Genomic DNA, 19,016 nt, shown 5'->3' with positions numbered 1-19,016 from the left:
CGCAGGGACACTACCCAAGGGCAGGGAGCGGTGAACCCGGAAGTACCGGGATCCGTCGCAACCGGGCGGTCGCCACGCCCGCGCAGGCGAGCAGGGCGAGGGCGAGGAGCCCCACACCACCCCAGCCGTACGCCGACCACGCCGTCCCGCCCAAGCTGCCGAAGACCGACGAGCCGACGTAGTAGGCGCACAGGTAGAAGGCGGCCGCCTGGCTCGCGCTCGCCCCCGCCAGGTGGGCCCGGACGGCCACCCAGCCGCTGGCGAGGCCGTGCATCACGAAGAAGCCGGCGGTCAGGCAGGCGAGCCCGAGCACGATCGCGCCCAGCGACGGGAGCAGGGTGAGCAGGACGCCGAGGACGGCCAGCGCACACCCCGACGGCAGCACCGCGCGGCGCCCGAGGCGATCGGCCAGGGCGCCGGAGACCATCGAGCTGACCGTGCCGAGCGGGTAGACCAGGTAGAGGAGGCTGATCGCGCCCAGGCTGAGGTGGAAGGGCGCGGTGGTCAGCCGGAACCCGAGGGCGTTGAAGACCGCGACCAGCGTGCCGACCGCGCAGGCACCGAGCAGGTAGAGACTGCGCAGCGCCGGGTCGCGGAGCGCCACCCGGGCCATCGACCGGAGCTGGGCGCCCCCGCGCGGGCGTGGGGTGAAGTTGCGGGACGCCGGGAGCGCGACGGTGACCGCGACGGCGCAGCCGAGGGCGAAGACGGCGGCGCTCGCCATCGCCCACCGCCAGCCGGCGAGGTCGGCCACCGGCGCGGTCAGCAGGCGGCCGGCCATGCCGCCGAGCGCCGTACCGCCGATGTAGAGGCCGGTCGCCCTGGCCAGGGCGCTGGCGTGCAGCTCCTCGCGCAGGTACGCCGTCGCCACCGCGGGCAGGCCCGCGAGGACCACGCCCTCGAGCAGCCGCAGGCCCAGGAACGCCTGCCAGGACGGGGCAAACGGCGTCAGGCAGGCCACGAGCGTCGCTGCCCAGGTCGAGCCGACGATCAACGGCGTGCGTCCCACGACCTCGGACGCCGGGCCGGCGACGAGCAGCCCGAGCGCGAGACCGGCGGTGGTCAGCGACATGCTCAACGTCGCCTGGGTCGGGCTGACGTGGAAGGTCGTGTGCAGCTCGGGCAGCAGTGCCTGGGTCGCGTAGAGGAGGACGAAGGTCGCCATGCCCGCGGCGAACATCGCCGCCATGATCCGCCGGTATCCCGCACTGCCGGGGGCATGTCCCCCGGTCGCGACGTGGGACTGGTCGATGGTCGCGTTCCTGCTCACCGGATCAGGGTGCGCCGCGAGCTCGCATACGTCCAATGTCTTTGATCGTCATTCTGCATGCGTCACACGTATGATCGCTGGGTGCTGGTGCGCGACCTCGAGTGGATCGTGGCGCTGGCCGACAACGAGCACGTCACCGACACCGCGGCCGTGCTCGGCGTCAGCCAGCCGACGCTGTCCCGCGCGCTGGCCCGGGTCGAGGACGAGCTCGGCGTCCGCCTCTTCGAGCGCGTGCCCCACGGCTTGGTCACCTCCCCCGACGGCGAGCTGGTGGTGGCCACGGCACGGGAGATGCTGGGTCGCTACCAGCAGCTGCGCCACGAGCTCGGCACCCGGCACGACCCGGAGCGCGGCATCGTCCGGCTCGCCTTCCTCGACTCGATCGCGACCTCGCTCGTCCCGCGGATCCTGCGCGGCTTCCACGAGCAGGCGCCGCTGGTCCGGGTCGAGCTGACCCAGGAGCCGGGACACGACATGATGCGCGACCTGGCGACGGGCGCGGCCGAGCTCGCGATCATGTCCGCCCGGCCGCCCGGCGACTTCGCCTGGGTGCCCCTCCAGGAGGAGCGCCTGGTCGTCGCCGTCGGCCCCACGCACCGGCTTCGGGACCGCAAGCTGGTCGACCTGGCCGAGCTCGCCGACGACGACCTCGTGACCACACCACCCGGTTTCGGCCACAGCTCCCTCGTGGAGGGCCTGCTCGCCGACGCGGGCGTGGCTCCCCCGGTCTCGTTCGAGAGCGCCGACCTCGCCACCATCGAGGGCCTGGTGGCCGCCGGCCTGGGCGTCGCGATCGTCCCGGAGAACATGGCCGGCGTGTCCGGGACGACGGGCCTGCGGATCCGCAACCCCCGGGCCCGCCGGACGATCGGCCTCACCTGGCGGACCGATCGCCCCCTGGCGCCCGTCGCGACGCGGTTGCGCGACCACGTGGTCGAGCACGCGCCGTACGGGCGCTAGTGGTCCGCCGCACAGCTAGGCGATGGTGGCGGCGTCGATCACGAAGCGGTAGCGGACGTCGGAGGCGAGCACCCGCTCGTACGCCTCGTTGACGGTGTCGGCCGCGATCACCTCGATCTCGGAGCCGATGCCGTGCTCGGCGCAGAAGTCGAGCATCTCCTGCGTCTCCGCGATGCCGCCGATCATCGACCCGGCGAGCGAGTGCCGGCCGTAGATGAGCGACATCGGCGAGACGCTGAACGGCCGCGGCGGCGCGCCGACGTTGACGATGGCGCCGTCGACGGCGAGCAGGCGGAGGTAGGAGTTCATGTCGAGGCTGACGCTCACCGTGTTGACGATGAGGTCGAACTCGCCGGCGAGCGCCTCGAAGGTCGTCGGGTCGGAGGTCGCGTAGTAGTGGTCGGCACCGAGTCGCTCGGCGTCCTCCTGCTTCTTCAGCGACTGCGACAGCACGGTCACCTCGGCGCCCATCGCGTGCGCGATCTTGACCGCCATGTGGCCCAGCCCGCCGAGGCCGAGGACCGCGACCTTCCTGCCCGGGCCGGCGCCCCAGCGCTTGAGCGGCGAGTACGTCGTGATGCCGGCGCACAGCAGCGGCGCGGCCGCAGCCGGGTCGAGGCCCTCGGGCACCGACAGCACGAAGTTCGCGTCCACCACGACGTGCGTGGAGTAGCCACCCTGCGTGGTGGAGCCGTCGCGGTCCGTGGCGGCGTACGTGCCGACGCTGCCGTTGGTGCAGAACTGCTCCTCGCCGCGCAGGCAGTTGACGCACTCGCGGCACGCGTTGACCAGGCAGCCGACGCCGACCCGGTCGCCGACCCGGTGGCGCGTCACGCCGGAGCCGACCTCGGCGACCACGCCGACGATCTCGTGCCCGGGCACCACCGGGAACGGCTGCGGACCCCAGTCCCCACGCACGGTGTGGATGTCGGAGTGGCAGATGCCGGCGTACTCGATCGCGATGAGGACGTCGTTCGCGCCGACCTCACGGCGCTCGATGGTGGTCGGCTCGAGCGGCGCCTTGCTGCTCGGCGCGGCCCAGGCGGCGACGTGGTTGCGGTCGTAGATCATGGTCATCTCCTCGTCAGGGGTTCTTCTTGAGTGAGTCGGCGAGGGCGAGGGCGTCCTCGGACAGGGCCCGCGCCCGGTCCTGGTCGCCGTCGGCCACGGCCTGCCAGTAGTCGATCTTGAGCTGCACGTAGCGACGTCGTACGGCGAGCTGCTCGGCCTCCACCGCCAGCCGGTCCCGCTGGGCCGCGAGCAGCTCGATCTGCTGGTCGGCCGCCGCCGCTCCCTTGGCCCCGTTCTCGACGTACTGGCGCATGTCGCTGATCGACAGGCCCGTCGCGTTGAGGCACGCCACCCAGGTCAGCACGTCGAGGTCGCCCTCCGTGTAGACCCGGTGCCCGCTGCTCGACGAGCGGCCCACGGGTGCGACCACCCCGACCGACTCGTAGTAGCGCAGAGTGCTCGCCGGGAGCCCGGTCAGTGCGGCTGCTTCCTTGATGGAGAAGGTCCGGCCGGCCGTTCGTGAGCTCACTTCGACGAGGCTAGGAACTTCGAGTACTTGAAGTCAAAGCATCTTGCTCGCAGGCCCAGGCGCCTCTAGCGTCCGGCGCCGACGTGGACGACGAGGTCGGCCAGCCGGTTGGAGTAGCCCCACTCGTTGTCGTACCAGCCCGCGACCTTGACCTGGTTGCCGATCACCTTCGTCAACGGCGCGTCGAAGATGCACGAGGCCGGGTTGGTCACGATGTCGGAGGACACGATCGGGTCGGTCGAGTAGACCAGGTAACGGCCGTCGGCAGCCGCCTTCACGATCGCGTTGACCTCCTCCACACTCGTCTCCCGCGACGCCTCGAAGGACAGGTCGGTCAACGAGCCGGTCGGGGTCGGGACCCGCAGCGCGTAGCCGTCGAGGCGCCCCTTGAGCTCGGGCAGCACCAGCCCGATCGCCTTCGCCGCACCCGTCGAGGTCGGGATGATGTTCAGCGCCGCCGCCCGGGCTCGGCGCAGGTCCTTGTGGATGTTGTCCTGCAGGTTCTGGTCCGCGGTGTAGGCGTGCACCGTGGTCATCAGACCCTTCACGATGCCCAGGCCGTCGTTGAGCGCCTTGGCCATCGGCCCCAGGCAGTTGGTCGTGCACGAGGCGTTCGAGATCACCGTGTGCACGGCCGGGTCGTAGGCCTCGTGGTTGACGCCCATCACGATCGTCACGTCCTCGTTCGAGGCCGGCGCCGAGATGATCACCTTCCTCGCCCCGCCGCCGTCGACGTGCGCCCGCGCCTTGGTGGCGTCGGTGAAGAACCCGGTCGACTCGACCACGACGTCGACCCCCAGCTCGCCCCACCGCAGTGCGGCCGGGTCGCGCTCGGCCGAGACCTGGATCTCCGCATCGCCCACCACGATCACGCCGTCACCGGAATGCACGTCGGCATCCAGCGGCCCCAGGATCGAGTCGTACTTCAGCAGGTGGGCCAGGGTCGCGGTGTCCGTCAGGTCGTTGACACCGACGATCTCGATGTCCGCACCACCCGCGCGCACCGCGCGGAAGAAGTTGCGGCCGATCCGACCGAAGCCGTTGACGCCTACACGAACAGTCACGGTGCGGTTGTCCTCTCGTCGACGATGATCACGTGCAGGTGGCGCGGCCCGTGGACGCCTTCGACCCGGTCGAGCTCGATGTCGGAGGTGGCGCTGGGGCCGCTGATCCAGGTCTGCGGGCGCTGCGGGTCGAGCAGCCCGAAGGCGTCGGGTACGTCGGGGACCACCTGGCCGGCGTACACGACGCAGACGTGGCGGTCCGGGACCAGGGTGATCGCCCGGCGCCCCTGGTCGGCCTCGTGGTCGAGCACGATCGTCCCCGTCTCAGCGATGCCCACCCGGCAGCACGTGACGACGGCTTCCATCGCGTCCAGATCGGTCGCGGTGAGGCCGGCGTCCGCGACCGGGGAGGGGACCCCGGCCAGGACATCGTCCGGCAGGCCGGGCGGTACGACGACCCGCGCGCCGGCGGGGAGCGCGGCCGCCACCGCGACGGAGACCGCGTCCGACGAGCAGCGGACCACGGTCGCGCGGTAGTCGGCCACACGTTCCGCGAAGTGGGCGACCAGGCCGATCGCGGCCGGCGGCACGGCGCCGGGCGGCGCGACGACCGGCTCGGTCGTCCCCTCGACGTCGTGCAGCGCCGCCCTGACGCGGCCGAGGATCTCGTCGCGCGCACTGGTCATGGGCGCTCCCCTCCGTCGGTGCGCTGCCACCACTCACGGAAGGACTCCGTCGGTGGCGCGGGCAGGTCGCGGGCGTCGGTCCAGGCCGAGCCGGGACCGGGAAGGCGACCGAGCGACGTACGGCCGCGACGACGCAGGATCCGTCCCGCGACGGAGGAGAGTCGCTCGACGCGGTCGAGCCGGGAGGCGTCGCCGAACGCCCACGCGGCGCCGCGGAAGGCCACCGCCTCGGGCTTGGGGATCCGGTCCTCACGGTGTCCGTCGACGACCTGCGAGCGCAGGTGGACCAGCACCTCGGGGATGTCGATGCGGACCGGGCAGGCCTCGAAGCAGGCGCCGCACAGCGAGGAGGCGTAGGGCAGCGAGTCGGTCTGCGGGTCGCCGGTACCGCGCAGCAGGGGGTTCAGGATCGCGCCGATCGGACCGGGGTAGACCGAGCCGTAGGCGTGGCCACCGGTGCGCTCGTAGACCGGGCAGACGTTGAGGCAGGCCGAGCACCGGATGCAGCGCAGCGCCTGGCGGCCGGTCTCGTCGGCGAGGGCCCGGGTGCGTCCGTTGTCGAGGAGCACGACGTGCACCTCCTGGGGGCCGTCGCCGGGCGTGATGCCGGTCCAGGTCGAGGTGTAGGGGTTCATCCGCTCACCGGTCGAGGAGCGCGGCAGCAGCCGGAGCAGCGGGTCGAGCTCGGCCCAGGTCGGGACGACCTTCTCGATGCCGACGATGCTGACCAGCACCTCGGGCAGGGTCAGGCACATCCGGCCGTTGCCCTCGGACTCGACGACGACCAGGGTGCCGGTGTCGGCCACGGCGAAGTTCGCGCCGGAGACGGCCATCCGGGCGCGCAGGAACTTCTCGCGCAGGTGCTCGCGGGCAGCTCCGGCCAGCACCGCCGGCTCGTCGGTGAGGTCGTCGGGGGCGGGCCGGCCGACCTCGCCCATCCGGCGGCGGAAGATCTCGCGGATCTCGGCCCGGTTGCGGTGGATGGCGGGCACCAGGATGTGGCTGGGCAGGTCGCCCCCCAGCTGGACGATCAGCTCGGCGAGGTCGGTCTCCCAGGCCGCGATGCCCGAGGCTTCGAGCGCCTCGTTGAGCGCGATCTCCTGGGTGACCATCGACTTGACCTTCACGACCTCGTCGACGGCGTGCGCACGGGCGATGTCGACGACGACCCGGTTGGCCTCCTCGGCGTCGCGCGCCCAGTGCACGACGGCGCCGCGTGCGGTCAGCGACTCCTCGAGCTGCACGAGGTGGGTGTCGAGCGAGCGCAGCGCGCGCTCCTTGACGGCCGCGCCGGCCAGGCGCAGCTCCTCCCAGTTGTCGACCTCGCCGACCACCGCGGCCCGCTTGCCGCGGATCACGCCGGTGGCGTGGGCCAGGTTGTGGCGCAGCTGGGTGTCGGCCAGTGCTGTCCGGGCTGCTGTGGGGAAGGCCGGCATGCCGACGAAGGTCCCGGTCGTCGGGCCCGTCATGCCGGCTGCTCCTCGGTCGAGGCGAGGACCTCCGCGAGGTGCATCACCCGGACGCCCGACCGCCCCCGGTTGAGCACTCCCCCGATGTGCATCAGGCACGAGTTGTCCCCGGCGACGAGGACCTCGGCGCCGGTCTCGCGCACGTGGCGCGCCTTGTCGGATCCCATCGCCACCGAGGTGTCGGAGTTCTTCAGCGCGAAGGTGCCGCCGAAGCCGCAGCACTCCTCGGCCTTCGGCAGGTCCACGAGTCGCAGTCCGCGGACCTTCTCCAGCAACCGGCGTGGCCGGTCGCCGACTCCGAGCATCCGCAGCGAGTGGCAGGTCGGGTGGTAGGCCACCGAGTGTGGGAAGTACGCCCCGACGTCCGTCACCCCGAGCACGTCGACGAGGAACTCACTCAGCTCGTGGGTCCTCGGCGAGGTCTGCGCGACCGCGGCCGCCAGGCCGGTGTCTCCGGAGCGCGCCGCCACGAGCTGGTGCTGGTGCCGCGCGGACCCGGCGCACGAGCCGGACGGGGTGACGACGGCGTCGTACCCCTCGAAGGCCCGGACGAAGGACCGCACCGCGGGCACCGCCTCGTCGAGGTAGCCGGTGTTGACCATCGGCTGCCCGCAGCAGGTCTGCGCCTGGGGGAAGTCGACATCGACGCCGAGCCGCCGCAGCAGCCGGACGACGGCCTGGCCCGTGCCCGGGAACATGGCGTCGTTGACGCAGGTGACCATCAACGCGACCCGCATGGCCCCACTCTCCCACTCTTGGCTCTTGAAACGATTCATACCGTACCGCCGGAACGGCCCAACCGCGAGTCACGCGGTTGGGCCACTCCGGGCCTCACTCCCGCCGGGAGGTCAGCGGCGCTTGACCTTCGCGGTCTTGGCGCTGGTCACCGTCGCGGTCTGGTGACCTGGCAGGGACACGACGACGCGCAGACTGATCCGCTTGCCGGTGAGCTTCGCGCCCAACCGGAGCGAGCGGGCCGTCGCGCCCTTGATCGCCTTCTTGCCCGCGAACCACTGGTAGCCCACCGTGGCGCCGGCCGGCACCGCCAGGCTCCCCGTCAGCCGCTTGCCGACCCGGGCCTTGCCGGAGACCACCGGGACCCCGAGAGCCAGGTCGGCCGCAGTGACCGGACCGACGGCGGCGGAGTCGGCGACCCCGCTCCCACCGGCCTTGCTGGCCGTGACCCGCACCGCGAGCCGGGCGCCCAGGTCCGCCACCCCGACGGCATACGTCGAGCCGGTCGCGCCCGGGATCGGCTGCCCGTCCCGCAGCCACTGGCGGGCGAGGTCCAGCCCCTTGGTGTTCCACGAGCCGTCGGTCGCGGTCAGCGTCGCGCCGTACTGCGCGACACCCGTCACCTGAGGCGCCACGACCGCGGCGATCCGGTCGACGTCGGCGAGCGTCACCGTGGTCCGGTGCACCGCCTCGGTGTTGCCGGCGAGGTCGGTCGACGTGTACTCGACCACGTGGTCGCCGTACCCCTCGACCAGGACCGGGCTGTCGTCGGCGCGCTGCCATGCTCCCCCGTCGATCCGGTAGCGAGTGGTGGCCACGCCGCTCAGCGCGTCCTCCGCGGCGAGCGCGAGCCGGGCCCGGTCGGACCCGTCCACGCCGCTGCCCCGCTCCATCGTCAGGACGGTGGCGGGCGGCGTCAGGTCGATGCCGACCTTCAACTCGCCGACCGGCGACCGGTTGCCCGCAGCGTCGGTGGCGCGGTAGGAGACGGTGTGCTCGCCCTCCTCGGCGATCCCGACCGCTCCGGCATAGGCCTGCCAGCCCGCGTCCTGGCCGACCTCGACGGCCGGCACGGGGTCGCGACCGTCGGCGGCCGCCACCTCGACGGTGACCGGGGAGGCGTACCAGCCGCCCGTTCCCGGCACGCCGGTGGCGACCGTGGCCGCGACGTCCGGCACCCGGGTGTCGTCGCCCAGCGGCAGCACCCACATGTCGGCGATCGACGGGTCGAAGTAGCCCGACGCGTCGAGCGGGTACTCGTACTTGATCCGCGCCGTCCCGTCGGCGGGCAGCACCGCCGGGTCGTCGACGAGAAGGTCATAGACCTTGATCCCCAGACCGCTCTCCGTGCGCGGCACCAGCTGGGTCCTCACCAGCGTCCCGTCGACGTACACGTTGTACTTCTTGGTCCGTGCGCCGTCGTACGTCTCGATGTTGCGGATGAGGAACGGCTCCCCGGCGGGGACGTCGACCTCCACGGAGTACCAGGAGCCGGGGTACGACGAGTGCGCATAGCGTCGCGTGTAGCCGGCCTCGCTGTTGGTGCCGCTGTTCGGGGCCGCCTGCAGCGCGTGCTCGGTCTCCGAGGCCGCGTTGCCGAAGTCGACGTGGTCGACGGCCTGTGCGGTGGGCGGGTGCGGCAGGTCGACGGTCACGCTCGTCGCCTCGGACACCGTCGTCCGGCCGGCCTGCCGGACATCGACCGTGAGGTCGACCTTCCCGCCGACCAGGTCGAGCGGCACCGTCACCGGCACCTTCGCGGTGGCCGTCTCCCCGGCCGGGACCAGGGTCTCGGCGGAGGGCACCGACCGCCAGCCGGCGGCCAGGCCGCGCACCGCGGCGGAGACCCGGGTGTCGCGGTCGCCGGCGTTGTGCACCGGCACGTCCAGGACGAGCCGCTCGACCGGGTCCTCGCCGGCCGGCTCCACCGTGATGTCGCCGATGCCGAGACCGGAGTCCACGCGGACCCAGTCCGCAGTGGCGTCGCCGACCGTGTAGTCGTGGCCGTCCAGGGTGAAGGAGACCTCCACCGTGGCGTCATGGCCTCCGGCCGCCGCGTTCGCGGGCACGCGCACGGTCACCGGGAGCTCGGCGCTCGCGCCGGGTGCCAGGTCGGCCGGCGCGATGCTCGCGGGCGCCCAGCCATCGACCTCGACGGTCGCGGTCAGGTCGGAGACCGGGGCGTCACCGTCGTTGACGACGACGACGGAGCCCGACACCTCGCTCCCCGCGGCCACCGGGGCGTCGACCGGCGGAAGGCTCACGGCCAGGCCGTGGGCGGACATCACCACCCGGGCCAGCGCCTGCTCGACGGCGGCGAGACGACGGTCGACGTCTCCGCGGACGGGTCCGTCCACGTCGCTCAGCCCGAGCCAGGTGCGCAGGCCACGGATCGTGTCCAGCGCGCCCACCAGGTGCTCGGCGACGGCGTCGCCCTCGGCGGTGCGGGCCGCGAGCACGTCGTCCCGGGCCTCGTCGAGACCGTCGGTCAGGTGCGTCCCGTCGCCGTCGGCCAGGTCGCCGGCAGACACCGTGTCGCCGACGTGCTCGCGGGCCGCCTCGATCAGGTCGAGGATCGCCCCGAGGGGCGCGTCGGCCGCGGTCACGGTGAAGTCGTAGCTGCCCGACCCGACGGTCACGACGACCTCGCCGTCGGCACTGGTGACGTCCTGCACCCCGGCCACGTCGGGGAGGAGGTCGCCACCCTCGGTGACGGCCCAGGTGTTGGCCGCTGGCAGCACGACCTCGGCCGTTGTGTTGACAGGTACGTCGACCGCCAGGGTGAGGTCCTCACCCTGTCGCTTCCAGTCGGTCGCGATGGTGCCGTAGACGGAGTCGTACTCACCCCGGGCATCGCTCAGCGCGCCGTCCACCGCCGGGGCCACCCGGAACCTGCGGTAGCCCGGCTCGAGCGGGCTGATCCCGCCGATGTTCTGGTACATCCAGTCGCCGACCGCGCCGTAGGCGTAGTGGTTGAAGGAGTTCATGCCGACGTCGCCGAACGAGCCGTCCGGGTTGATGGAGTTCCACCGCTCCCACATGGTCGTGGCGCCCATCGCGACCTCGTAGCCCCACGAGGGATAGTCCTCGTGCAGGAGCAGCTCGTAGGCGAGGTCGTCGCGGTCGATCGAGGTCAGCGCGGGAAGCAGCCACGGCGTGCCGAGGAAGCCCGTGGTCAGGTGGTTGTCGCTCGCGGCGAGCTTGGCCACGAACTTCGCGGCCACCGCGTCGCGCAGCTCGTCGGGCACCAGGTCCATGCCCAGCGCCATCGCGTAGCCGGTCTGGCTGTTGCCGGTGATCGTGCCGTCGGCGGCGACGAACTCCGCGCCGAACGCGGCCCGGACGTCGGCCGAGAGCTGGGCGAACCGCGCGGCGTCGGCGTCCTCGCCGATGGCCGCGGCCATCTCCGCGAGCATCCGCGCGTCCTCGGCGTAGTAGGCCGTGCCGAGCACGCCCACCGGGGTCGGGTCGTCGAGGTTGAGCCAGTCGTTCCAGTTGCCGCGCGCGGTGTCGATCAGGTCGGCGCCCGCCCCGGCCTCGACCAGGTCGAGGTACTTGGTCATCAGCGCGTAGCTCTGGCGCACGATCGCGGTGTCGCCCTGCGCCTTGAAGACGGCGTACGGCACGGTGATGCCGGCGTCGGACCAGCCGAGTCCCGTGCCGAGGTCGATGCCCGGCGGCACCGGGGCGATGCCGGGCAGGTTGCCGTCGGCGTACGCCGCGTCGCTCAGGTCGGTCATCCACTTGGACAGGAACGCCCGGGTGTCGCGCAGGTAGCTCGCCGTCGGCGCGAAGACGTTGATGTCACCGGTCCAGCCGAGCCGCTCGTCGCGGGCCGGGGTGTCGGTCGGGATCGAGACGAAGTTGCCGCGCTGGCCCCACGAGATGTTGCTCAGGAGCTGGTTGAGCATCGGGCTGGACGTCTCGAGGTCGCCGGTGGCCGGCAGGTCGGACCCCCAGACGACGCCGGTGACGTCGCTCGCGGCGGGCGGCGTGCCGGCGCCGGTGATCTCGACGTAGCGGAAGCCGTGCTGGGTCAGCGCCGGCTCGTAGGTCACCGTGCCCCCGGTGCCGAAGGTGTAGTGGTCGGTCACCTTCGCTGCGCGCAGGTTGGCGGTGTAGAGCGTGCCGTCGGGGTTGAGCATCTCGCCGTAGCGGACCTTGACGGTGGACCCGGGCTGGCCGGTCAGCACCATCCGGGCCACGCCGACCATGTTCTGGCCGAGGTCGTAGACGAAGGTCCCCGGCGTCGGCTCGGTGCGCTCGACGACGTCGAGCTCCTGGGTCGTGCGGACGGGCTCGTCGGGCTGGGGTACGACGAGCTCCGTCGCGGACTCGCGGGCCACGGCGGGCGTCCAACCGCTGTCGTCGTAGCCGGGCTGGTCCCAGCCGGGCTGGGCCAGGCGGGCGTCGAAGGTCTCGCCGTCGATGTTGTCCGCGGCGAGGTACGGGCCGGCGTGGGTGGTCCAGTCGTCTCCCGAATCGACCCACTGGCTGGTGCCGTCGGTGTAGTCGATGCGGAGCCGGGCCAGCAGCGAGAGCCGGTTGCCGTAGACGCCGGGACCCCACATGCCGACCTTGCCGCCCCACCAGCCGTTGCCCATGGTCGCGCCCAGCCCGTTGTCGCCCTCGCGGACCTGGTCGGTGACGTCGTAGGTCTGGTGCTGGAAGCGGGTGTTGTAGTCGGTCCACCCTGGAGCCAGGTGCTGGTCTCCGACCGGCTCGCCGTTGAGCGTCAGCTCGTAGATGCCGCGGGCGGTGGCGTAGATCCGGGCGCGCTCCACGGTCTTGCCGCTCTCGGTCGCGAAGTCGGTGCGCAGCAGCGGCAGGTTGTCGTCGGGCGAGTGCCAGAGGAACTCCTGGTTGCCCTTGACCTCCAGGCCGTCGCCCACCAAGGTGCCGCCGTTGAACGGGTTGCCGTCGGTGAAGTCGGTGTCGAGCAGCACGGCGCCGTTCTTGGCCTGCACGTGCACGGCGTGGACGGTGAACGCCTCGGTGCCCTCGGTCGCGACCGAGGTCCGGAAGCCGACGAAGCCCTGGGCGAAGTTCGTCCGGGTGCGGGAGTCGATCTGCTTGCCGTCGATCGAGGTGGTGATCGTGTCGCCGTCGACGGTCACGCTCATCCGGTGCTCGCCGGTGCGCAGCTCGTCGGCGGTGATGATCGAGCTGATGTCGACGTCGCCGAGCGAGGCGTAGCTGCCGTTGATCTTGGTGTGCGGCCGGAACAGGGACTGGTTGCCCACGGCCTTGACCTGCCACATGTAGCCGTTGTTGGTGTTCGCGCTGCGGATCATCGCGGCGAAGACCAGGTTGTCGAGGGTGAAGTCGAAGTCGGCCGTGTAGTCGGTCCACTTGGCGGCCTCGACGTCGGCGGGCGCGCCGACCCACTCGGCCTCGCCCCAGTCGCCCGCGTCCAGCAGGCCGGTCTCGAACCAGGTCGGGTCACTCCACGCGCCGGCCTGGTCCGCGCCGTCCCACACCCGCACCCGCCAGCTGTAGCGGGTCTGCGAGGCGAGCGCCGGGCCGCCGTACGCGATGTCGAGCTGGTCGTCGGAGTCGACCTTGCCGGAGGACCAGACCGTCGCACCTCCGTCGGCGAGCAAGACCTCGAGCTCGTAGGCGCTCTGGACCGCGCCGCGGGCCGCGGAGGTGGAGCGCCAGCCGAACACCACGTCGTCGGCACCGATGCCCAGGGGCTTGGTGCGCCCGTTGGTCTGCAGGCCGGTGACGGCGAGGCCCTCGTCGACGGCGGCCGGCGCTGCCACGGCGGGCGCGGTCCAGGCGAAGGGTGCCCCCGTCAGCATGCCGAGGGCGAGAGTGGCTGCCGCGACCGTGGAGGTCAGGAGCCGGCGGCGGTGGGTCATGGGGGTCCTCCTGGTTGAAACGTTGCAATCCGCAACCTAGAAGGGATGTGACCGTCGCCACAAGATGCCTGTCCTGATCCGGACGGACCGATTCCGGCCTGGCGGGAGACGTTCAGATCAGGCCGAGCCGCACGGCCAGCACGACTGCCTCGATCGACGAGTCGACGCCGAGGTCGTCCGCGATCGTCCGGATCCGCCGGCGCACGGTCCGGTCGGACATGCCCATCCTGCGGCCGATGGCGTCGCTGGTCTGCCCCTGGGCGAGCAGGCTCAGGATCTCGAGGTCGAGGCGCGTGGGCGCCCATTCCTCGTCCGCGCAGACTGCCCGCCGCACCGCGACCACATCACCCGACTCGGCGCTCGGCCGCCGCCCAGTCGAGTCCGGTGCGGGGCTCGAACCGCCGCACGTCGTACGAGCGCCGGACGAGGTCGCGCATCGCCGGCAGGTCCGGCAGGTCGGCGCCGAGCGCCCGGCCTTGGACCAGGACGTTGCCGAGCGCTGCCGCCTCCACCGGTCCGGCCAGGACCGGCAGGCCGCACGCGTCGGCGGTGAGCTGGCACAGCACCTCGTTCTGGGACCCGCCACCCACGACGTGGACGACCTCGGGCGAGGTGCCCGCGATGGCTGCGGCCGTGCGAACGTGGCGCCGGTAGGCGACGGCGAGGCTGTCGACGATGGTGCGGGTGATGGCGACCGGCGAGTGCGGGACGACCTCGCCGGCCTCTGCGGCCAGCGCGGCGATCCGCTCGGGCATCGGGTCGGCGGCGGTGCTCGGGAACAGCAGCCGCGGGTCGTTGATGTCGACGACCGTGCGCAACGGCTCGAACTCCGCGGCGGCCGCGATCAGCGAGCGCAGGTCGACGTCGCGGTAGCGCCGCTCGGACCAGGAGCGCAGCGACTCCGAGAGGACCCACAGGCCCATCACGTTCTTGAGGAGGCGGATGGTCCCGTCGACGCCGACCTCGTTGGTGAAGTCGGCTCGGCGTGCCTCGTCGGTCAGCACCGGACGGTCGAGCTCGAGGCCGACGAGCGACCAGGTGCCCGAGGAGATGTAGGCGAAGTCCTTCACCTGGGCGGGAACGCCCACCACGGCGGATGCGGTGTCGTGCGATCCGACGGCGACCACGGGCACGTCGGGGGCGACTCCCAGCTCGGCGGCGACGTCGGGCAGCAGCGGCCCCAGCAGGGAGCCCGGGTCGCGCAGGGGCGGGAGGATGCCCCACGGCAGCCCGAGCTCCCGGCACAGCTCGACCGCCCAGGTTCCCGAGCGGACGTCGTACAGCTGCGTGGTCGAGGCGTTGGTGCGCTCCGCGCCGAGCGCGCCGGTCAGCCAGTACCCGAGCAGGTCGGGCAGCAGCAGCATGGTCTCGGCCGACTCGAGCGCGGCGGTGCCGCGGGCGGCGACGAGCTGGTAGAGCGTGTTGAACGGGAGCTGCTGGATGCCGGTGATGCCGTAGAGCGTCGAGGCACCGACCTCCGCGACGACCTTGTCGGCGATCCCGTCGACGCGGGCGTCACGGTGGCTGAAGACCTGGCCGAGCAGCTGGCCGTCGCGGTCGAGCAGGCCGTGGTCGATCGCCCACGAGTCGATGCCGATGCCGTGCAACGGTCCGGTCCGGGCCACCTCGCCGATGCCCTTGAGCACCTCGCGGTGGATGCCGAGGACGTCCCAGAACAGCGAGCCGCGCACCCGCACCGCTCCGTTGGGGAAGCGATGCATCTCGTTGATCTCGACGCGGTCGCCACTGATCCGGCCGGACATCACCCGGCCGGACGTCGCGCCGAGGTCGACCGCGGCGACCCGGACCGATTTCGAGGCTCGCTGCGCTCGCACCTCAATCACCGAGTCTTTCAACGAAGGAACGCTGCGGCCACCCCGGCATCGACCGGGATGTGCAGGCCGGTGGTGTGGGACAGCTCGTCGGTGCAGAGCACGAAGACGGCGTTGGCGATGTTCTCCGGCAGTACCTCGCGCTTGAGGATGGTGCGCTGGGCGTAGAACTTGCCCAGGTCCTTCTCCTCGACGCCGTAGACCGCGGCCCGGTTGGCGCCCCAGCCGCTGGCGAAGATGCCGGAGCCCTGGACGACTCCGTCGGGGTTCACGCCGTTGACCTTGATGCCGTGCTCCCCCAGCTCGGCGGCCAGCAGCCGGACCTGGTGGGCCTGGTCGGCCTTCGCGGCGCCGTACGCGACGTTGTTGGGGCCGGCGAAGATCGAGTTCTTGCTGGAGATGTAGACGATGTCGCCGCCCATCTGCTGCTCGATCATCACCTTCGCGGTCGCCTTGGCGACGAGGAACGAGCCCTTGGCCATCACGTCGTGCTGGAGGTCCCAGTCCTTCTCGGTGGTCTCGAGCAGCGAGCGGGAGAGGGACAGGCCGGCGTTGTTGACGACCAGGTCGACCCCGCCGAAGGCCAGCACGGCCGCGTCGACGGCGGCCCGCACGGCGGCCTCGCTGCTCACGTCGACCTGGACGCCGACGGCGACGTCGGGTCCGCCCAGCTCGGCGGCGGTCTCCTGCGCCTTCTCGAGGCTGAGGTCGGCAATCACCACACAGGCGCCCTCGGCGGCGAGCTTGGCCGCAGTCGCCTTGCCGATCCCGGAGGCGGAGCCGGTGACGAGCGCGACCCGGGTGGCGAGCGGCTTGGGCTTCGGCATCCGCTGGAGCTTGGCCTCCTCGAGCGCCCAGTACTCGATGCGGAACTTCTCCGCCTCGTCGATCGGGGCGTACGTCGACAGGCCCTCGGCGCCGCGCATCACGTTGATCGCGTTGACGTAGAACTCCCCCGCCACGCGGGCGGTCTGCTTGTCCTTGCCGAAGCTGAACATGCCCACTCCGGGGACCAGCACGATCAGCGGGTCCTTGCCGCGGATGGCCGGCGAGTCGGCGACGGCGTTGCGGTCGTAGTAGCCCTGGTAGTCCTCGCGGTAGGCCGCGGCGAGCTCGTGCAGCCGAGCGATGCTGTCCTCGACCGACGCGGTCGGGGGCAGGTCGAGCACCAGCGGCTTGACCTTGGTGCGCAGGAAGTGGTCGGGGCACGAGGTGCCGAGGGCGGCCAGGCGCGGGTGCTCGGCGGCGGCCAGGAAGTCGAGGACCACGTCGGCGCCGGTGAAGTGGCCGACCATCGGGCGGTCCGCGCTGGCGATGCCGCGGATCGTCGGTGCCAGGGCTGCGGCCCGGGCCCGGCGCTCGGCGTCGGGCAGGGCGGCGTAGCCGTCGAGGGCAGGGCCGAACGGCTCGGCCTTCGAGTGCTCGGCGATGTAGGCAGCCGCGGTGTCGATGATCCACAGCGAGTTGGTCTCGGCCTCCTCGCTGGTGTCGCCCCACGCGGTGATGCCGTGGCCGCCGAGGATGCAGCCGACCGCCTGCGGGTTCTTCTCCTTGATCTCGGCGATGTCGAGGCCGAGCTGGAAGCCGGGACGGCGCCACGGGACCCAGACGACCCGGTCGCCGAAGATCGTGGTGGTCAGGTCCGGGCCGTCGGCGGCGGTCGCGATCGCGATACCGGAGTCGGGGTGCAGGTGGTCGACGTGCGCGGCGTCGACCAGGCCGTGCATGGCGGTGTCGATCGACGGCGCGGCGCCGCCCTTGCCGTGCAGGCAGTAGTCGAACGCGGCGACCATCTCGTCCTCGCGCTCGATGCCCGGATAGACGTCGACCAGGCTGCGCATCCGGTCCAGGCGGAGCACGGCCAGACCCGTCTCCTTGAGGGTGCCGAGGTCGCCGCCGGATCCCTTGACCCAGAGCAGCTCCACGGGTTCACCGGTGACCGGGTCGGTCTCGGTGCCCTTGGCCGAGGTGTTGCCACCCGCGTAGTTGGTGTTCTTGGGGTCGGCGCCGAGGCGGTTGGAGCGCGCGATCAACGCGGCTGCTGCGGGGTTCATTCCTTGTCCTTTGACTCGGTGGTTGAGGTGCGAGGAGCGCTAGCGACGAGCCTCGAAACCCTCAGTTCCACGAAAGCTGGGTGCCGCCGACGCGGGCGGCCTCGATCTCGGCCTGGTAGCCGGACTCGGCGTACGCGCGCATCGGGTCGGCCGGCAGGCCGCGCTCCTCGCGCCACGCGGCCAGGTCGGCGCGGACGTCGGTGTAGAAGGCGTCCATCAGCACGCCGTTGGCGCCGAGCACGTCGCCGGCCGACTGCGCGGCGTCGAGCGCGGCCCGGTCGACGAGCAGCGCGCGGGCGGTCATCTCCTGCACGTTGAGCACCGAGCGGATCTGGCCGGGGATCTTGTCCTCGACGTTGTGGCACTGGTCGAGCATGAACGCCACGTCGCTGCGCCCGTCGGGGTTGGCCGGGCCGTAGCCGCCGCCGCGGATCACCTCGAAGATGATCCGGAACAGCTGGAACGGGTCGGCCGCTCCGACGATCAGGTCGTCGTCGGCGTAGAAGCGCGAGTTGAAGTCGAAGGAGCCCAGCTTTCCGAGACGCAGCAGCTGCATCACGATGAACTCGATGTTGGTGCCCGGCGCGTGGTGGCCGGTGTCGAGACAGACCACGGCCCGCTCTCCGAGGGCGCTGACCTGGGCGTACGACGTGCCCCAGTCGGGGACGTCGGTGTGGTAGAACGCCGGCTCGAAGAACTTGTACTCCAGCACCAGTCGCTGCTCGGCGCCGATCCGGTCGTAGATCGCGGCGAGCGACTCGGCGAGACGGTCCTGCCGGCCGCGCAGGTCGGCCTGGCCGGGGTAGTTGCTGCCGTCGGCGAGCCAGATCTTCAGGTCGCGGGAACCGGTCGCGTTCATCACGTCGATGCACTCGAAGTGGTGGTCGATCGCCTTCTGGCGGACCTTCGGGTCGACGTGGGCGAGGGAGCCGAGCTTGTAGTCGTCGTCCTGGAAGGTGTTGGAGTTGATGGTGCCGAGCTCGACGCCCTGCTCCGCGGCGTAGGCGCGCAGCGCGGTGTAGTCGTCGACCTTGTCCCACGGGATGTGGAGGGCGACCTTCGGCGCGAGGCCGGTGAGGCGGTGCACGGTGGCGGCGTCGGCGATCTTCTCCTCGACCGAGCGCGGGGTGCCCGCGCTGCCGAAGACCTTGAAACGGGTGCCGGAGTTGCCGAACGCCCAGGAGGGGAGCTCGATGGCCTGGCCTTCGAGCTGAGCCGCGATGGCGGCGAAGTCGGTCATGAGTGGTGGCTTTCTGCGCGTGCCGTGGTGAGCTGGTCGTCGAGGTTGAAGACCTCGTGGAGAGCGACATTGCCTTCGTCGGGCGTGCCCTCGAGCTGGGTGAAGAACGGTGCCATGTCGGCCTGCCAGCGGGCGTTGACCTCGGTGGCGGCCATGGCGGCCTGAGCTGCGGCGAGGTCGTCGGACTCGACGTACCCGATCAGCAGCCCGTCGTCCCGCAGGAACAAGGAGTAGTTGCGCCAGCCGGTCTCCTCGAGCGCGGCGAGCATCTCGGGCCAGACGGCACGGTGACGCTCGACGTACTCGTCCATCCGGTCGGGACGGACCTGGAGGCTGAAGCAGTAGCGGGGCATGGTGGACCC

The 19,016-nt window shown here is 71.8% G+C and carries 14 protein-coding genes; 1 reads left to right on the top strand and 13 read right to left on the bottom strand.

Annotation, left to right across the window (positions count from 1 at the left end; genetic code table 11):
* Positions 1-10 precede the first annotated feature (10 nt).
* The gene (locus QI633_RS04170; RefSeq protein WP_222117925.1) at positions 11-1,270 is read right to left on the bottom strand and encodes an MFS transporter; all 1,260 of its coding nucleotides are present in this window, start codon (positions 1,268-1,270) and stop codon (positions 11-13) included.
* A 57-nt stretch (positions 1,271-1,327) separates the two neighbouring features.
* Here QI633_RS04170 and QI633_RS04165 point away from each other — a divergent pair, with 57 nt between their 5' ends.
* The gene (locus QI633_RS04165) at positions 1,328-2,230 is read left to right on the top strand and encodes a LysR family transcriptional regulator (protein WP_222117926.1); all 903 of its coding nucleotides are present in this window, start codon (positions 1,328-1,330) and stop codon (positions 2,228-2,230) included.
* Between the two features lie 15 nt (positions 2,231-2,245).
* Here QI633_RS04165 and QI633_RS04160 read toward each other — a convergent pair whose 3' ends face one another.
* The 12 genes from QI633_RS04160 to QI633_RS04105 all read right to left on the bottom strand — a co-directional run bounded on the left by QI633_RS04160 (position 2,246) and on the right by QI633_RS04105 (position 19,007).
* Positions 2,246-3,301 (bottom strand): NAD(P)-dependent alcohol dehydrogenase, encoded by a 1,056-nt coding sequence (locus QI633_RS04160; protein ID WP_282428209.1) that lies wholly within the window; start codon positions 3,299-3,301, stop codon positions 2,246-2,248.
* 13 nt (positions 3,302-3,314) lie between these two features.
* On the bottom strand, positions 3,315-3,770 hold the full coding sequence (locus QI633_RS04155) for a MerR family transcriptional regulator (RefSeq protein WP_282428208.1): 456 nt from the start codon (positions 3,768-3,770) through the stop codon (positions 3,315-3,317).
* A gap of 65 nt (positions 3,771-3,835) precedes the next feature.
* Positions 3,836-4,834 (bottom strand): type I glyceraldehyde-3-phosphate dehydrogenase, encoded by a 999-nt coding sequence (gene gap, locus QI633_RS04150; RefSeq protein WP_282428207.1) that lies wholly within the window; start codon positions 4,832-4,834, stop codon positions 3,836-3,838.
* Positions 4,831-5,460: an LUD domain-containing protein gene (locus tag QI633_RS04145; protein WP_141800309.1), complete on the bottom strand. Its 630-nt coding sequence runs from the start codon at positions 5,458-5,460 to the stop codon at positions 4,831-4,833. The genes gap and QI633_RS04145 overlap by 4 nt, the downstream gene beginning before the upstream one ends.
* The gene (locus QI633_RS04140; RefSeq protein WP_282428206.1) at positions 5,457-6,929 is read right to left on the bottom strand and encodes a lactate utilization protein B; all 1,473 of its coding nucleotides are present in this window, start codon (positions 6,927-6,929) and stop codon (positions 5,457-5,459) included. Before QI633_RS04140 ends, QI633_RS04145 begins: the two co-directional genes overlap by 4 nt.
* The gene (locus tag QI633_RS04135; protein ID WP_282428205.1) at positions 6,926-7,666 is read right to left on the bottom strand and encodes a (Fe-S)-binding protein; all 741 of its coding nucleotides are present in this window, start codon (positions 7,664-7,666) and stop codon (positions 6,926-6,928) included. The genes QI633_RS04140 and QI633_RS04135 overlap by 4 nt, the downstream gene beginning before the upstream one ends.
* A gap of 111 nt (positions 7,667-7,777) precedes the next feature.
* A complete protein-coding gene (locus QI633_RS04130) occupies positions 7,778-13,528 on the bottom strand; it encodes a family 78 glycoside hydrolase catalytic domain (protein ID WP_282428204.1) in 5,751 nt (1,916 codons plus the stop codon).
* 112 nt (positions 13,529-13,640) lie between these two features.
* A complete protein-coding gene (locus tag QI633_RS04125) occupies positions 13,641-13,862 on the bottom strand; it encodes a LuxR C-terminal-related transcriptional regulator (protein ID WP_282428203.1) in 222 nt (73 codons plus the stop codon).
* Between the two features lie 10 nt (positions 13,863-13,872).
* Positions 13,873-15,363, bottom strand: coding sequence for a rhamnulokinase family protein (locus tag QI633_RS04120; RefSeq protein WP_282428202.1), 1,491 nt, complete (start codon positions 15,361-15,363; stop codon positions 13,873-13,875).
* 17 nt (positions 15,364-15,380) lie between these two features.
* Positions 15,381-17,414, bottom strand: coding sequence for a bifunctional aldolase/short-chain dehydrogenase (locus QI633_RS04115; RefSeq protein WP_282428201.1), 2,034 nt, complete (start codon positions 17,412-17,414; stop codon positions 15,381-15,383).
* Positions 17,415-17,475: 61 nt separating this feature from the next.
* A complete protein-coding gene (rhaI, locus tag QI633_RS04110; protein WP_141800315.1) occupies positions 17,476-18,654 on the bottom strand; it encodes an L-rhamnose isomerase in 1,179 nt (392 codons plus the stop codon).
* Complete coding sequence (locus tag QI633_RS04105; RefSeq protein WP_282428200.1) at positions 18,651-19,007, bottom strand: L-rhamnose mutarotase; 357 nt, start codon at positions 19,005-19,007, stop codon at positions 18,651-18,653. The genes rhaI and QI633_RS04105 overlap by 4 nt, the downstream gene beginning before the upstream one ends.
* Between the last annotated feature and the right edge of the window lie 9 nt (positions 19,008-19,016).

The sequence above is a fragment of the Nocardioides sp. QY071 genome, assembly GCF_029961765.1.
Taxonomy (GTDB): domain Bacteria; phylum Actinomycetota; class Actinomycetes; order Propionibacteriales; family Nocardioidaceae; genus Nocardioides.
The sequence above is the reverse complement of the archived record's forward strand: the minus strand, read 5'-3'. Positions and strand labels throughout refer to the sequence as shown.

Excerpts from the sequence above, each read along its gene's own strand:
- QI633_RS04165 (WP_222117926.1), top strand. The coding sequence starts at position 1,328 with ATGCGTCACACGTATGATCGCTGGGTGCTGGTGCGCGACCTCGAGTGG.
- QI633_RS04160 (WP_282428209.1), bottom strand. The coding sequence starts at position 3,301 with ATGATCTACGACCGCAACCACGTCGCCGCCTGGGCCGCGCCGAGCAGC.
- QI633_RS04145 (WP_141800309.1), bottom strand. The coding sequence starts at position 5,460 with ATGACCAGTGCGCGCGACGAGATCCTCGGCCGCGTCAGGGCGGCGCTG.
- QI633_RS04140 (WP_282428206.1), bottom strand. The coding sequence starts at position 6,929 with ATGACGGGCCCGACGACCGGGACCTTCGTCGGCATGCCGGCCTTCCCC.
- QI633_RS04135 (WP_282428205.1), bottom strand. The coding sequence starts at position 7,666 with ATGCGGGTCGCGTTGATGGTCACCTGCGTCAACGACGCCATGTTCCCG.
- QI633_RS04130 (WP_282428204.1), bottom strand. The coding sequence starts at position 13,528 with ATGACCCACCGCCGCCGGCTCCTGACCTCCACGGTCGCGGCAGCCACT.
- QI633_RS04115 (WP_282428201.1), bottom strand. The coding sequence starts at position 17,414 with ATGAACCCCGCAGCAGCCGCGTTGATCGCGCGCTCCAACCGCCTCGGC.
- rhaI (WP_141800315.1), bottom strand. The coding sequence starts at position 18,654 with ATGACCGACTTCGCCGCCATCGCGGCTCAGCTCGAAGGCCAGGCCATC.
- QI633_RS04105 (WP_282428200.1), bottom strand. The coding sequence starts at position 19,007 with ATGCCCCGCTACTGCTTCAGCCTCCAGGTCCGTCCCGACCGGATGGAC.